The sequence below is a fragment of the Paenibacillus nanensis genome (assembly GCF_003583765.1).
GTDB classification, from domain to species: Bacteria; Bacillota; Bacilli; order Paenibacillales; family Paenibacillaceae; genus Pristimantibacillus; species Pristimantibacillus nanensis.
Genome location: NZ_QXQA01000010.1, coordinates 202,279 through 216,524 on the forward strand (window position 1 = coordinate 202,279; position 14,246 = coordinate 216,524).

Consider the following 14,246-nt stretch of genomic DNA (forward strand, 5'->3'; position numbering starts at 1 on the left):
CGCCGTGTGATAAGCTGATTTTTACGTGTTACAGCCCCGTCCGAGCCAATGCGAGCCTCAATAAGCCGATTTTTGCGTATTACAGCCCCCGCAGCGGCTTTTTAAAGCTTGGTTTGGTTTTGCAGCCACTCGCTTTTCAACAGTCCATAGACGACGTGATCGACGTAACGGTCGTACAGCCATTCCGCTTGTCGGATGGTGCCTTCTTCCTTGAAGCCGAACCGCAGAGGCAGCGCCCTGCTTCGGTCATTGCCCGTGGCGGCGCGGATTTCGATCCGGTTAAGACCCAGGTCTTCGTAACCATAGCGGAGATAAGCGCCTAAGGCCTTCGACATTATGCCCTTTCTCTGGTAGGGCTCGCCAAGCCAATAGCCGATCGTCCCGGTGCGATTGGTTTTATTCACTTCGTTAAATCCGATCGTCCCCGCAATGCGGTCCCGATAAATAATCGCGGCGACTTTTGGATAACCGCCGTTATCGACCGTCCCTTGCAGCGTAAAGGAAATAAAGGATGCCGAGTCTTCAACCGTCTGCGTATGATCGACCCATCCCAGCCACCTGCGGAGATGGTTTCTGGACTGCGCGGTAAGCTCGAACAGCTCCGGCGCATCATCAAGGCGATAAGGCCTTAAACGTACTTCATTGTCTAGGATGGATTGGAACATGATCTTCAGTCTCCTTCGGCTTTTACTTGATGGATTGATAAATGTCGTGGGTATATCTTGTGACGGCTTCATCATAGTTCGGGTAGGGGTATCCGAGACTTTCGGCAACCGCCTTCGAGTAGGCACGGAATAACGAATAGCAGGTAAACAAAGACTGCCACATTTCGGAGTAGCCATTCTGACGGTAGGTGGATAAAAAAGCGTTCCAATCATGAGCGGGAAGGTAACGGTCGATAAATTTATAATTTTTCCCCAAGCTGAACGTGTAACCATGCTCCGAACCGATTCGCCATGCCATCATCCTCAGCAAATTAGGCCGAGCGATCTCGTGCAAATGGTCGATGGCGAACAAAATTTCCTTTCGCGCCAGCCCCTTCACAATGTAGGTGGACACCATCCAAAACTCATTGCAGCAATCATCGAAGGATCTGGCGGTCGGCTCTTGGATCCAATATTGCCGGTCGGTTGCGGTAATCCCGTCCCGAATAAGCTCGTCTTTATCGAGCAAGACCTCGACCAGCCCGTCGCTCTGCGCAAAATAATCGTCGATTTCCTCAATAGGAATGAGCGTCAGATCGATTTTGTTCCCGTCCTCGAACAGGATAAGATAGGAGAACCAGTTGCCGAGCTCCGCGGGGAAAAGCTCCATGTCCTCGGGCTTCTGCAGGATCAGTCGGTCTCCGAACGAGTCAAGCCATTGGTCGTTTGATTTAAAGGAATCCATATCGGTCACAAAATAAGAAATGTCGAAGTCCTGGAACCGGTCGGGAGAAATATTGCGGTTTGTCCGCGACCCTTCCAGCACGGCCGCACGAATGCGGTTGTCATTCCTTGCAAAGTTCAACAGCAAATCCATCATCTCTTGTTCCGATCGCAAGCAGGAATCACTCCTTCCACGGGAATAGATATATCGTAATTTACCATAATAAATGGAAACTGTCGCGATTTCAAAAAATAGACGATGAGAAGCGGTTGACATTATCTTAAAACCATGATATCTTAAATTTAAGATAATTGATTTTGAAGAAAGGAGGCGGGTCGGAATGGAGAAAGACAATAGCGGACGGAATGAATCGCTTGATTTGTACATCGCATTGTCCAGAGCCAGCCAATGGATCAACGCGCATGCCGACCGGGATATTCGGCAGCACGGACTGAACCGGACAGAGTTCGGTGTTCTTGAGCTCCTGTACCATAAAGGCCCTCAGCCTCTGCAGCAGATTGGCGGGAAGGTGCTCATGAGCAGCGGCAACATCACGTATGTGGTCGACAAGCTGGAGAAGAAGGGGCTGGTCAGCAGGCGAACCTCCAAGGAAGACCGCCGGTTAATCTACGCGGAAGTGACGGATGCCGGGTGCAAGTTTATAGAAACGGTATTTCCGGCGCATACTACCGTCATTGAGCAAGCAACCGCGGGACTGACCCTTGAGGAGAAGCAAGCGGCGAGCGAATTGCTGAAGAAGCTGGGCAAATACGCGCAGCAGACCTACAAGTAGCTGAAGCGAATTTATTACGAGAGTATTGGATTCGCAGGAATGGCTCTATAGGGATGCTGCTTTCAATAAACCCAATATCTTAAAATAAAGATAATTAAGGAGAGATGAACAATGACATTCCAAACAGCAGGTATTCATCACATTACCGCATTTGTACGCAACCCGCAGCATACGACCGATTTTTACGCAGGCATCTTGGGGCTTCGCCTCGTGAAAAAAACGGTGAACTTCGACGCCCCGGAGGTGTACCATCTGTACTTCGGCGACCAAGCAGGCAGTCCGGGAACGATTATAACCTTCTTCCCTTGGCCGGAGTCTCGCAAAGGAAAGATCGGCGGCGGGCAGGTTGGCATTACCACTTATGTCGTGCCGGCGGGAGCGTTTGATTTCTGGAAGGAGCGCTTGGCAGCCTTCGGCGTAGAGGCGCAGGAGACGGAACGGTTCGGCGAGCGGTATTTGCAGTTTGCGGATCCGGATGGTCTTCGGGCAGAAATCGTAGCCCGCGAGGAGGGCGCGAACAGCGAGTGGTCGTTCGGCGGCGTGCCGGCGGACAAAGCGATCAAAGGCTTCGGCGGAGCGGTTCTGTTCAGTATGGCGCCTGAATCGACAGGCAGGCTGCTTGAGAACGTGATGGGCTTTACGAAAATCGGCGAGGACGTTGGATTTGTCCGTTACCAATCGTTCGGAGAGCTCGGCAACGTTGTGGACGTGAACGCGACGGCGATGGCTTCCGGCCATGGCGGCTACGGAACCGTGCATCATATCGCTTGGCGGGCGAAGGATGATGAAGAGCACGCGCAATGGAGAAAACGCGTTGCGGATAACGGCTATCAGCCAACGCCAATTGTCGACCGCCAATATTTCAACGCCCTTTACTTCCGTGAGGAAGGCGGAATCTTGTTCGAGATCGCGACGGATCCTCCGGGATTCGCCCGGGACGAAGAGCCGGAGCATCTGGGCGAGAAGCTGATGCTGCCGGAGTGGTACGAGAAGCATCGCGGCGAAATCGAACAGCTGCTGTTGCCGTTTGAAGTCAGAGAGCTGGAGGCGGGGAAATGACGACGACGATGAAGCATCTTTATCATAGAGGCTCGAATCCGGACGCGCCGGTATTGCTGCTGCTGCACGGGACGGGAGGGACGGAGCGGGATCTTCTCCCGCTCGCCCAAATGATCTCGCCTTCCTCCTCCGTCCTAAGCGTACGAGGCAACGTGCTGGAGAACGGGATGCCGAGATTTTTCCGCAGGCTGGCGGAGGGCATATTCGATATCGAGGATCTTGTTTTCCGTACGAAGGAGCTAAGCGAGTTTTTGGATAACGCGGCGGAGGAATACGGCTTCGACCGGAATAACGTCGTTGCGGTAGGCTACTCCAACGGCGCGAATATTGCGGGAAGTCTGCTGTTCCACTACAAAGACGCGCTGAAGGGCGCTATCCTTCATCATCCGATGGTGCCTCTAAGAGGGCTGGAGCTGCCGGATATGACGGGACTGCCTGTTTTTATTGGCGCTGGCGACAACGATCCGATCTGTGCGCCTGGCGAGACGCGGGAGCTGGAGCAGCTGCTGAGCGGAGCGGGGGCATTAGTCGAAACGCATTGGGAGCGATTCGGCCATCAGTTGACGGGGACGGAAGCGGCTGCGGCTGCGGAGTGGTTCAAGAAAACATTTTGAGGGGGAGCCGGCGGTATGGTCGTGATTGATCCGGATAAACAAAGCGCTCAGGATAACTATAAGCTGCTGATCGGCAGCATCATTCCAAGGCCGATTGCCTTTGTAACCACGTTGTCGGAGAGCGGCGTGCTGAACGCAGCACCCTTCAGCTTCTTCAATATCGTGACCGCGAACCCGCCGATGATATCCGTATCCGTACAGCGAAAGAGCGGGCAGCAAAAAGATACGGCGAAGCATGCGGCAGCGCGCAGGGAATTCGTCGTGCACATCGCGGATGAACGTTATATCGAGGCCGTCAACCAAACGGCGGCGCCGGTGCCGGAGGAGATCAGCGAGGTGGAGCTTGCGGGGCTGACGCCGGTTCCAAGCGAAAGGATTTCGATCCCCGGCGTAGCGGAGGCAAGTGTGCGTATGGAATGCGTGCTGGAGCAAAGCATTCCGTTAGGGGGAGAAGCGGGGACGCCATCCTGCGATCTGCTAATCGGACGTGTCGTCCGATTTCATATCGATGATTCGTTATATGAGCAGGGCCGGATCAATCCGGATAAGCTTCAGCCGGTCAGCCGTCTTGCCGGCGACGATTACGCGAAGCTGGGCGAACGGTTTACGCTCGTGCGTCCGAGATAATAGAAGCAGCCCCAGGCATCATGCCTGGGGCTGCTGGCTTTTCTACAGACTTACCGGTGCGCTACGTACCGGTTCGCTTTGGTCAGCGCTCGAATCGCTTCCCGCTCTTCGGCGGCGAGCGGCGGCGCATCCGCGGCGGATACGTTGTTCCGCAGCTGGTCGATGCTGCTCGCTCCCGGAATGACGACGCCCACCGCCGTATCGCTCAACGCATACCGGATGGCGGTCTGCGCAAGCGTGCGCGCGCCGCCGGTCAGCTCAAGCAGCTTGCGGCGGAGCGGCGGCAGCTCCTCGCGGCTGTAATCGAGATAGTCCTTATCGGCCTTGCTCTCGCCGCTTTCGGTCAAGATGCCGCCTGCAAGCGGTCCGCGCGCGATCAGGCTGACCTCTTGCTCGGCAAGCAGAGGCAGCGTCTCCTCCTCGGGACGTCTGTCGAGCATGCTGTACTGGCTCATGACGCTGACGATACCGGAGCGGCTTACATATTGGCGAATGACATTCGGCCGAATGGAGGAGATGCCGTAATATCGGATCAGGCCTTCCTTCTTCAGCTCCTCGAACGCGTCGATCGTCTCGTCGATCGGATCCTCGATCGTGCCGCCGTGCAGCTGATACAGGTCGATATAGTCCGTTCCGAGCCTGCGCAGGCTCTCTTTGACTGCGGATAATATGTAAGCTTTGGAAGGATCCCACGTCCAGCCTTCCTGCCCTAGCTGGCGGCGGTTCCCGACCTTGGTCGCCACAATGACGTCGGCTCGCCGGCCTCGGATCGCCTTGCCGACCAGCTCCTCGTTGCGGCCCGCGTCGTAGAGGTCGGCGGTATCGAGAAAATTGATGCCGAGCTCTAACGCCTCATGGATGATGGAGACGGCTTTGGCCTCATCCGTTCCCAGCGACATGCAGCCGAGTCCGATCTCGCTGACGTAAAGCTCCGACTTGCCTAGACGATTTCGTTTCATCTGTTCTACCTCCCTGCACCCATTTGCCCCTTTTCAACTCATCATACCATAAGGCCGGCTGCGATTTCCTGCCGGGATGGAGCGCATGATCGGATCAGCCGCTCGATATACATAAACAGATGTTATTCCCATAGCTCGAAGGAGCAAAGGATACGGAAGGTGGAAGAGAACATGCGGATGGAGTGCGCCATTATAGGGGGAGGCCCGGCGGGCTTAAGCGCGGCGCTCGTGCTCGGAAGAGCGAGAAGGAAGGTTGTGCTGTTCGATGATAAACAACCGCGGAACGCGGTGACGGCGCATACGCACGGCTTTCTAACGCGGGACGGCGTGAAGCCGGAGGAGCTGCGGCGGCTGGCTCGCCAGGACATACGGAAATATCCGTCCGTCGAATTGGAGTCAAGACGAGTAACGGGTATCATGCCGATTCGCGGCGGCTTCAGGCTGCAAGCAGACGACGGGAAGGTGTATGAGGCGCGTAAGCTGCTGCTTGCGACTGGTTTGAAGGAAAGGCTGCCTGACCTGCGGGGTCTTCAAGGCATGTATGGGAAAAGCCTTTTCAGCTGTCCGTACTGCGACGGCTGGGAGCTCAGAGACAAGCCGCTTGTCGTTATCGCCGACGGCGATCAGGCGTTCACGCTGTCAAGGCTTATCTATCAGTGGAGCAGAGATCTGGTTGTGTGCACGAATGGATCGGCAAGCCGGCTGGCTCCGGAAGAGCTTCGGCTGCTGCACCGAAAAGGGATTCCAGTCGTAAATCAACGTATTACGGAGCTCGCAGGAGAGAAGGGCCAGCTTCGGACGGTCAGGTTCGCCGATGGCTCCTCCGTTAAGCGCGCCGGCGGATTCGTGTCCCCCTATTGGCGTCACGCCACCCAGTTTGCGGAACAGCTAGGCTGCAGGCTGAGCGCCTCGGGCGGCATTGAAACCGATAGTCTAGGCCGAACGAGCGTAAGCGGCGTTTATGCGGCGGGCGACGCATCCGTCATCTCGCCGGCTCAGGCGGCTATTGCAGCGGGGGAAGGGAGCAGGGCGGCGATCGGCATCAATACCGACCTGGTTCGCGAGGATTTCGGATAACCGTATAACAATTGGTAAATTTTAACCGATAAATGAAGTAGGACACTTTTTAGAACGAGTAAAAAAGCCGAAACTGCATTTGTTAAATTTACCGAAATCATGCAACAAAAGCGAAGGTGCGGCGCGTTAATAGGATGGACAATTCGATTTATGCAAGCTGATTAGCACGGAGGGTTTGTTTTGAATTACTTTTATATTCTCATGTTCCTGTCCATGTGGACCATGAGTGTCGTTTTTCTCGTGTATAACCGCAAGGCCAACTTCTGGATCGGCATGACGCTGCTTACCGGAGGGATGGCCAGCTTTGCGTTTTCCATCCATCTTACGATCGTCCCGCTGCTGCTTCCCCGCGGCTGGCTGTCGCCGTTCATGAGCACCGTGCTCTATGAATCGAGCGTCACGGCCATGACGATTTACTTCTATCTGTTTCCTTTTGCCGCTTGCATGGGCGCGTTGTGGCTGGGGGCGATTTTCTCCAAGAAGGCTAGGGTCATTGTCTCGGCCGTGCTCGTTCTGCCGGTTATATTGGCGGGCAGCAATGAGCTGCTTCACGGGACGTGGGGGGTCTACGAAATCGCCGGCATCCGGCTGCTTGCCGGGTTCTATTTCCTGCTGAGCTTTGTATTCTACGGAATTGCATTCAAGCGGGAGAAGGAATTTTATACGAAGAAGAGCAAAAGAAGAGTCGGCATCGTGTTTACGTTCGGCACGCTATTTGCCTTTATTACCGATTTCGTCGGCTTTCGTTCCCTAGCCATGAGCGAGTGGTCCTTTGAGCTGGAGAGTAACGGCGCCTGGCAATACAATGTGTTCGTCATATTGGGCCTTATTGCCATTATTATTTATTACTTGCTGAAGCACGGCTTTATGGGGATCAAGCTTCGAATCGAGCGGGAGAAGATGGATATGTCCATGCGCGCGCTGACGATGGGGGTATCCATTCTGAACCATTCCATCAAGAACGAGATCCAGAAGATTAACTATTTGACGGAGAAGACGGAAGGCTACATTCATGCAGGCCAGCCGGACAAGTCTCTGCAATCGATCGAACAAATTCATTTCGTTACCGCGCATTTGCTGAATATGGTTGGGAGAATAAAGGACAAGGCTGACGATATCGTGCTGAGGGAAAGCGAGATTCATGTCGGGAGCTTGTTCGCTGAAGTGCTGCGGCCGATGCAGCCGCTTCTGGATAGCCGTTCCGTCCGCGTGACGATTGCGGGGGAGGAGGAAGGCTGTTTAATCGGCGATGAGACTCACCTTAAGGAGACGTTGTCGAATCTTATTCAGAATGCCGTGGACGCGATGGATGCGGAAGGCGGCGAGCTGGCGGTGAAGACGTTCCGATCCAAGCGCCATTACACGATCGAGGTGACGGATAACGGAAGCGGTATTCCGAAGGATCAACTGACCAAAGTATTCGAGCCCTTTTACACAACCAAAAAAAATGCCCACAACCACGGCCTCGGCTTGCCTTATTGCGCGTCGGTCATGAGGAGGCACGGTGGAAAGCTGGACATAGGAGGTGCGGAATCGGGAAGAGGAACCACCGTCATGCTGCAATTCCCCGTGCAGCGGTTTGTCTTGCCGGCGCAGCCGGGCGTTTCCCCCCAATACAAGAGCACGATTAGTCGCCCTTAAAAAAGATGAGCTTGTTCTTAATGCTTTTCAGCTGCGACTTGATCGTATTCGTCGATTTATAAAGCTTGTCGGAAATTTGCTGCTTGCTCAGCCCTTCCTTCCTCAGCTCGAACACCTCGCGCTCCATGGGGGACAGCTCCCTCAGTTGGATTTCGTTCCGCATAATTTTGGCGGCGTCGGGATGGATCGACGACTGATCCTCGTAAGCCTCCCTGACGGCGCGGACGATATCCTTGTAGCTCAGCTTCGTGATGTAGTTCAGCGCCCCGAATTGGAACGACTTCATCACGATTTCGCTCTCGGTCAGTGAGGTCAGCATAATAACCTTGATGCCCTGCTCATACAGCTTCGAAACGATCTCCTTCGTTGCTTCCAAGCCATCCAAATTGTTGCCCGTCAAATTGATGTCCATAAGAATGACGTCCGGCATATACGCGAGCGCAGCCTCGACGGCTTCCTCCTTCGTTGAGGCGACCGCTACCACCTCGATATCCTGCTCCTCCGCCAGATCCAAGCTAATGTTGCGCTGCCAGAACGGATCGTCCTCCACTAACATGACCTTTATACGCGCCAATTGTTTGCCCCCCGCCGATAAGACATAAATTAGCCATAGTATAGCAAAGGAATCACCCTATGTTCTAGGGTGATTTTTTTTCACCCGGATACGCGGGAAGAGGGGGTGAAAAAAATTCATCCTCCCCAATCCGCTGGCGGCAAGATAAGCTATGGTTTGTTAGCGGGGCGAATCCGGCTGATCGCGGAGCCGCGATTTCCAGGCAACGAAGGAGGAGTGAAGGAATGGAACGGATAGAGACGAGAGAGCAGTTTTTATATATGCTGGCAGGCCTTGAGATGCAGGAGCTGCTGAAACTGAGAATGCAGGCCATCCTTATGCTGATGAGGGATCACAACGGTCAAACCTACGGCCAAGCTGTACTGCCCCGATTCGAAACGATTCAGGAAGGAAGCCAGGGCCTCCAGCTGCAGGGAATCCGGGAGTATTCGTATGAGTCTCATGGCTTGACAGAACGGGAACGCGAAGTCGTATCCCTGGTGGTCGAAGGCCTCTCGAATGCGGATATAGCTTCACGATTATTTGTAACCGAGGCAACGGTCAAGAAGCATCTAAGAACGGTTTACAAAAAAATTAATGTTAAAAACCGCTTTCAGCTGGTGAAAGAGGTGTTAGGTTAACTCTTTAACACCGTCATTTTGGCCGGCCTTCGTGAGAAGTCCTTACAGCCCCAGCGGACATGAAGGCGCCAAAAGCACCTTATCATAAATGAGAAATTAGGAGATGGATGATGAAAACCCATTTACAACATTTTCGAAAGAACACGTTTCTGCTTTGTATGGCTGCACTCCTCTTATTCAATACGCTTTCCTTTGGGAGGGCAGACGGAAGCGCCTTGTCTGGGGTCACCTTCCAAGCATCTGCGGCTCCGGCTGCTTCGAGAGTCGAAGCGGGTACAAGCGTGACCGTTCATGTCAAGGTTACCGCTTCGGCGCAGGCCGATGTGCTGGTGGACGTCGAGTTCTTCGATTCCCAGTTAAACAATGTCGGAAAAACGCTTGTGGACAATATCCGGCTGGAGGCCGGGGTGGAGAAGATCGTGCCGCTGACATGGAACGTGCCCGCCAGCCTCCCGCCCGGAGAATATTTAATTAGCTTCGGCCTATTCGGAGCAGGCTGGAAAGGAAGCGACAGCAAGTGGTTCCCTGGAGCGGCGAAAATTACCGTCACACCAGGGACGCAGCAGATCGGCGTTCCGGGCAGCCTGAAGGCTGTGCCCGCCTCGGACTCCATAACGGTGAGCTGGAGCCCGGCGACGCTGGCGACGGGCTACGAGGTCGAAATAGACGGCGGGGCGATTACGGAGGTTAGCGGAACTTTGTATAAGCACGAAGGCTTAAAGCCGGGCACCGCGCATTCGTATAGAGTCAGGGGCAAGAACGCCGCCGAAGTCGGCTCATGGAGTGCTGTTGTCACCGCGAGCGTTTCGGCTCCTTCATCGTCGCCGACCCCGACGCCGACGCCAACATCAACAACGTCGCCGACCCCGACGCCAACAGCGACGCCAAGCGAGACGCCGGAAGGTTCATTTAAAGTGCTGACCGAGACGGGGAACAATGCGAAGACGTCTTCCATTACGCCGAAATTTAAAATCACGAATCAAAGCAAGTCGGATATCAGTCTTAAGGACATAAAGATCCGCTACTACTTTACGGCAGACTTCGCCAAGGATGAAGAGAAGGCTTTCGCCATCGGCTTCTACAGCCTGGTGAAATGGAGATCTTTATCCGCATCGGACGTGACGACGGCATTTGTGAAGATGCCGGTCCCCGCAGCGCAAGCTGATCATTACCTCGAGGTAGGCTTCAAGGAGCAGGCGGGTGTCATCAAACCGACAGAAGTGCTGACATTCAGCGGCTGGATGAACAAAAGCGATTGGTCGTCATTCGATCAAACCAACGATTATTCGTACCCGAATTCCTCTTCGGAAGCAGAAAGCGTGAAGACGGTAGTGTATCAGGCCGGTGAGCCGGTATGGGGCGCGGAGCCGGAGCTTCTGGACCTGCCTTCGTTCCCGGATCCTGTGCGTCGCGGCGCAACGGATACGTCGATCACATTGGAATGGGATGAGGTGCCGGACGCGACGGGATATGAGGTGTACGCCGATGGCGTCATTACGACCGTGACGACCGCTTCGTTCGTTTACGATTTTCTGAAGCCGGGAACGCTCCATACCTTTAAGATCAGGACGCTGAAGGGAGATGCCGCCAGCTTGTGGAGCTCGGCGTTTACGGTCAAGACGACCGGAGAGCAGCAGCTCCCAGTTCCGCTTGGCATTCGGGCGGCTAAGACCGACAGCTCCATTACCCTTACTTGGAAGGCGCTGAAGGAATCCGTCACCGGGTATGATGTTGAGGTGGACGGCATCGTCGTTCCGGTCGGCATGGACTTGTCCTATACCCACGCTGGCCTTGAACCCGCGTCGCTGCATGCGTACCGGATCAGGGCGAAGGACGGGGCAACGCTTGGTCCATGGAGCGACGCCATAAAAGTAAACACGCTTCGCGTGCCGGAAGGCACGTTCAATGTGGAGTTTCAAGTCGATCCTACAGCTGACAGAGCGCCGATCAGTCCCTACATTTACGGGGCGAACGAAGATTTGACGGGCACGGAGAACCTAACGTCGCGCAGAGCAGGCGGCAACCGTTTCTCGGCCTATAACTGGGAGAACAATGCGTCGAACTCCGGCGGCGACGAAGGCCACGTCAGCGATTCGTTCGTTCCATGGTATTACGGCGGAATTCCGGTATCGGAGAAAGCGAAGTGGGAGATTCCGGGCAGCGCGGCAGTCGGCTTCCATCAGAAGTCGCTGGAGCAGGGGGCCTATACGCTATGGACGCTGCCAATGGCGGGTTACGCCGCCAAGGACAAGAACGGCAGAGTGACCAAAGAAGAAACCGCGCCTTCGAACAGATGGGTAGAGGTGAAGGCGGCCAAAGGGGCGCCATTCAGCCTGACGCCGGATCTCAATGACAATGCCGTGTACAACGACGAACTTGTTAACCTCATGGTCAACAAGTTCGGCCCGGCTTTATCGGCAACCGGCATTAAAGGGTATTCGATGGATAATGAGCCCGGGCTGTGGGACGACACGCACCCCTATATGCATCCTGACATGCCAAGGGGGGCAGAGGTGCTGCAGAAATCGCTCGAGCTCTCCAAAGCGGTCAAAAACGTGGATCCCGGCGCAGAGATGTTCGGCCCCGTCTCGTACGGCTTCAGCGACGCTTATATGGTAGACAACAAAGCGGAGTGGAACGAGATTAAAGGCAATTACAGATGGTACCTGGACTATTACCTGGATAACATGGCCAGAGAATCCCGCAAGGAAGGCAAACGTCTGCTGGACGTGCTGGACATTCATTGGTATTCCGAGGAGATGGGCGGGGGAACCCGCATTACGAATACCACACTCGAGAACCACACGCTCGAGACGCATAAGGTGCGCGTTCAGGCTCCGCGATCGTTATGGGATCCGAGCTACCTGGAGGATACATGGATTGGCACCTGGTACAGCGAGTTTCTGCCGCTCATTCCGACTATGCAAAATTCAATCGACACGTATAACCCGGGCACAAAGCTGGCGATTACGGAATACGACTTCGGCGGCGGCCATCACGTCTCCGGCGGGATTGCCCAAGCGGACACGCTCGGCATATTCGGCGAGCAGGGAATGTATATGGCCCATTACTGGAATATGGCGGGCACGGCAAGACTGTCCCAAATCCCGTACCTATCGTCAGGCTTCCGAATTTTCAACAATTACGACGGCAGCCGTTCCAAATATGGCGATACAAGCGTTCTTGCGGATACGAACGATATCGAGAACAGCTCGATTTATAGTTCCGTCTTCAAGGAAGATAACGGCGAGCTGCACATGATCGTCATCAACAAGAATTTTGACCACGCGATGAACGCGCAATTCACCATTGGCGGCGATACGGCTTACAAGACGGCCAAGGTATGGGCGTTTGACGAGCAAAGTCCGCAAATTACCGAAAGAGAAGGACTGGCGGACATTCAAGGCAACCGCTTTACCTTGAGCATTCCGAAGCTAACCGTCGCTCACATCGTCCTCTCGGAGAATGAACAGTAAAAACAAGAGAACAAATGGATGAGGAGCTGTACACATGTTTAGAAAAAAATTAGGAGCGGCGGTCGTTTCTTCCGTCATGCTGATGTCGATCGTGGCAGGAGGGCCGCTCGCTTCCGCCGCAGCGGATGCGTCGGGAATCGAAGTGAAGGAATTTCAATTCCTGGACAAAGAATACGACCGTATTAGACTGGACGGCGTAGGGCCGGACGGTACGCGTGACGGACATCTCCGCGTGCTGTTCGATGCGGGCGCCGGCACAGAGGTTAAAGCGATCACGTTGAAAACGGCGGACAGCTCGGGCAACGACGTCAATCACGGGATGTGGAAAACGTGGAAAGCGGATAAGGTGGACAACAGCTACCTCCTCGTCGTCGTACAGGAGGGCAAGATGGTCAATACGGAGTTCACTTCCACGCTGGGCACGTTCAAAGGGATGACGGAGCTGGAGCTGTACGCTTCGGACAACAACGGCATGAAGCCGGGAGAGTATTATTACCTGGAGATCGAGACGGGCAAAGGCGTAGCGAAAACGCCGATCGCGCCATATGCCGAAAATGCCGTTTCCTACGCGCCGGTGGCGATCCGGGAATTCGTCTGGAAGGATCTGACGTCCGACGAAACGGGAGTCGCGGAATTCGGTCCGGACGGCACAACGGACGGGCACTTCAAGATGAAGCTGCATATCGCCCAGAAGACGGAAATTTTGGCAGTTATTCTGCACGCAACGGATGAGAATGGCAAGGATACCGGCGGTCTTTGGAGAACGAACAGGGCGGGAGTGGGCTGGCTCCTGGGTATCGCGCAAGGCAAAAATGTGCTGACGCCGGCTTTCCAGAAGGACGAGACAACGCCGATCGGTTCGTTCAAAGGCGTGCTGGATCTTGATATCTATGCGAACAATAACGGATCCATTAAGGATGGCGGGTACTACGTTATCGAGGTGGAAACGCAATACGGCACCGTGAAATCCGATCCGGTCAAATTTGGAGATTCGAAGTCTAAATACGTAAACAATGCGCCATTTGGCTTCAAGTCTATCGGCCTTACGATTAATTCTCTAGACGCTTACATCGACGAGAAAGCATTTAAGTTGGACGCTGCTCCGTTTAAGCTGGAGGGACGGACAATGGTTCCAATCCGTTTCATCGCGGAAGCGCTTGGCGCAAAGGTAGAGTGGGATGCAGCGGATCGAAGGGTGACGCTGACCAAAGACGGCAGCAAAATCGAGCTGATCATCGATCAGAAGGAAGCTTACGTGAACGGCGAAACGACGGTGCTGGATGCGCCGGCGGTCATCCGCAACAAGGTGACGCTGGTGCCCGTACGATTCGTGAGCGAGAGCTTGGATATGAAGGTGTTCTACGATGATGGAGAAATCCTCGTCACGGACGCTCCCAACCGGAATTAAGGAACGCAAAGAAGCCGAACCATCGCTTTG

General features: G+C 54.6%; 14 protein-coding genes. 10 read left to right on the forward strand and 4 right to left on the reverse strand.

Annotated features, from left to right (window positions below; all coding sequences use genetic code 11):
- Window positions 1-101: 101 nt before the first annotated feature.
- Both D3P08_RS16700 and ant(6) read right to left on the reverse strand, forming a co-directional pair.
- A complete protein-coding gene (locus D3P08_RS16700; RefSeq protein WP_119600839.1) occupies window positions 102-665 on the reverse strand; it encodes a GNAT family N-acetyltransferase in 564 nt (187 codons plus the stop codon).
- 22 nt (window positions 666-687) lie between these two features.
- Window positions 688-1,542, reverse strand: coding sequence for an aminoglycoside 6-adenylyltransferase (gene ant(6), locus D3P08_RS16705; protein WP_119600840.1), 855 nt, complete (start codon window positions 1,540-1,542; stop codon window positions 688-690).
- Between the two features lie 166 nt (window positions 1,543-1,708).
- Between ant(6) and D3P08_RS16710 the strand changes: the two genes are divergently transcribed.
- The 4 genes from D3P08_RS16710 (at window position 1,709) to D3P08_RS16725 (ending at window position 4,461) form a co-directional block, all read left to right on the forward strand.
- A complete protein-coding gene (locus D3P08_RS16710) occupies window positions 1,709-2,161 on the forward strand; it encodes a MarR family winged helix-turn-helix transcriptional regulator (protein WP_119600841.1) in 453 nt (150 codons plus the stop codon).
- A gap of 111 nt (window positions 2,162-2,272) precedes the next feature.
- Window positions 2,273-3,220, forward strand: coding sequence for a ring-cleaving dioxygenase (locus tag D3P08_RS16715; protein WP_119600842.1), 948 nt, complete (start codon window positions 2,273-2,275; stop codon window positions 3,218-3,220).
- 8 nt (window positions 3,221-3,228) lie between these two features.
- Window positions 3,229-3,834, forward strand: coding sequence for an alpha/beta hydrolase (locus D3P08_RS16720; protein ID WP_119600881.1), 606 nt, complete (start codon window positions 3,229-3,231; stop codon window positions 3,832-3,834).
- A gap of 15 nt (window positions 3,835-3,849) precedes the next feature.
- Window positions 3,850-4,461, forward strand: a complete 612-nt coding sequence (locus tag D3P08_RS16725; RefSeq protein ID WP_119600843.1) for a flavin reductase family protein — start codon at window positions 3,850-3,852, stop codon at window positions 4,459-4,461.
- 50 nt (window positions 4,462-4,511) lie between these two features.
- Here the strand turns inward: D3P08_RS16725 and D3P08_RS16730 are convergent, their stop codons facing one another.
- On the reverse strand, window positions 4,512-5,420 hold the full coding sequence (locus D3P08_RS16730) for an aldo/keto reductase (protein WP_119600844.1): 909 nt from the start codon (window positions 5,418-5,420) through the stop codon (window positions 4,512-4,514).
- A gap of 171 nt (window positions 5,421-5,591) precedes the next feature.
- Here D3P08_RS16730 and D3P08_RS16735 point away from each other — a divergent pair, with 171 nt between their 5' ends.
- Window positions 5,592-6,497: an NAD(P)/FAD-dependent oxidoreductase gene (locus D3P08_RS16735; RefSeq protein ID WP_119600845.1), complete on the forward strand. Its 906-nt coding sequence runs from the start codon at window positions 5,592-5,594 to the stop codon at window positions 6,495-6,497.
- 180 nt (window positions 6,498-6,677) lie between these two features.
- On the forward strand, window positions 6,678-8,138 hold the full coding sequence (locus D3P08_RS16740; protein ID WP_119600846.1) for a sensor histidine kinase: 1,461 nt from the start codon (window positions 6,678-6,680) through the stop codon (window positions 8,136-8,138).
- On the opposite strand, the gene D3P08_RS16745 is transcribed toward D3P08_RS16740, so the two are convergent.
- Window positions 8,125-8,712 (reverse strand): response regulator transcription factor, encoded by a 588-nt coding sequence (locus D3P08_RS16745; protein WP_119600847.1) that lies wholly within the window; start codon window positions 8,710-8,712, stop codon window positions 8,125-8,127. The genes D3P08_RS16740 and D3P08_RS16745 overlap by 14 nt on opposite strands.
- A 105-nt stretch (window positions 8,713-8,817) precedes the next feature.
- On the opposite strand from D3P08_RS16745, the gene D3P08_RS27905 reads away from it, so the two are divergent.
- The 4 genes from D3P08_RS27905 to D3P08_RS16760 all read left to right on the forward strand — a co-directional run bounded on the left by D3P08_RS27905 (window position 8,818) and on the right by D3P08_RS16760 (window position 14,216).
- A complete protein-coding gene (locus tag D3P08_RS27905) occupies window positions 8,818-8,949 on the forward strand; it encodes a hypothetical protein (protein ID WP_276311164.1) in 132 nt (43 codons plus the stop codon).
- The gene (locus D3P08_RS16750) at window positions 8,937-9,332 is read left to right on the forward strand and encodes a response regulator transcription factor (RefSeq protein WP_206098972.1); all 396 of its coding nucleotides are present in this window, start codon (window positions 8,937-8,939) and stop codon (window positions 9,330-9,332) included. The genes D3P08_RS27905 and D3P08_RS16750 overlap by 13 nt, the downstream gene beginning before the upstream one ends.
- Before the next feature lie 110 nt (window positions 9,333-9,442).
- The gene (locus D3P08_RS16755) at window positions 9,443-12,808 is read left to right on the forward strand and encodes a glycoside hydrolase family 44 protein (RefSeq protein ID WP_119600848.1); all 3,366 of its coding nucleotides are present in this window, start codon (window positions 9,443-9,445) and stop codon (window positions 12,806-12,808) included.
- Window positions 12,809-12,842: 34 nt separating this feature from the next.
- Window positions 12,843-14,216 (forward strand): copper amine oxidase N-terminal domain-containing protein, encoded by a 1,374-nt coding sequence (locus tag D3P08_RS16760; RefSeq protein WP_119600849.1) that lies wholly within the window; start codon window positions 12,843-12,845, stop codon window positions 14,214-14,216.
- The last annotated feature ends 30 nt before the right edge of the window (window positions 14,217-14,246 follow it).

What these genes read in the sequence shown, in the direction of transcription:
- D3P08_RS16710 (WP_119600841.1), top strand. Translation starts at nt 1,709, where the DNA reads ATGGAGAAAGACAATAGCGGACGGAATGAATCGCTTGATTTGTACATC.
- D3P08_RS16720 (WP_119600881.1), top strand. Translation starts at nt 3,229, where the DNA reads ATGAAGCATCTTTATCATAGAGGCTCGAATCCGGACGCGCCGGTATTG.
- D3P08_RS16715 (WP_119600842.1), top strand. Translation starts at nt 2,273, where the DNA reads ATGACATTCCAAACAGCAGGTATTCATCACATTACCGCATTTGTACGC.
- D3P08_RS16725 (WP_119600843.1), top strand. Translation starts at nt 3,850, where the DNA reads ATGGTCGTGATTGATCCGGATAAACAAAGCGCTCAGGATAACTATAAG.
- D3P08_RS16735 (WP_119600845.1), top strand. Translation starts at nt 5,592, where the DNA reads ATGCGGATGGAGTGCGCCATTATAGGGGGAGGCCCGGCGGGCTTAAGC.
- D3P08_RS16750 (WP_206098972.1), top strand. Translation starts at nt 8,937, where the DNA reads ATGGAACGGATAGAGACGAGAGAGCAGTTTTTATATATGCTGGCAGGC.
- D3P08_RS16700 (WP_119600839.1), bottom strand. Translation starts at nt 665, where the DNA reads ATGTTCCAATCCATCCTAGACAATGAAGTACGTTTAAGGCCTTATCGC.
- D3P08_RS16760 (WP_119600849.1), top strand. Translation starts at nt 12,843, where the DNA reads ATGTTTAGAAAAAAATTAGGAGCGGCGGTCGTTTCTTCCGTCATGCTG.
- D3P08_RS16730 (WP_119600844.1), bottom strand. Translation starts at nt 5,420, where the DNA reads ATGAAACGAAATCGTCTAGGCAAGTCGGAGCTTTACGTCAGCGAGATC.
- D3P08_RS16755 (WP_119600848.1), top strand. Translation starts at nt 9,443, where the DNA reads ATGAAAACCCATTTACAACATTTTCGAAAGAACACGTTTCTGCTTTGT.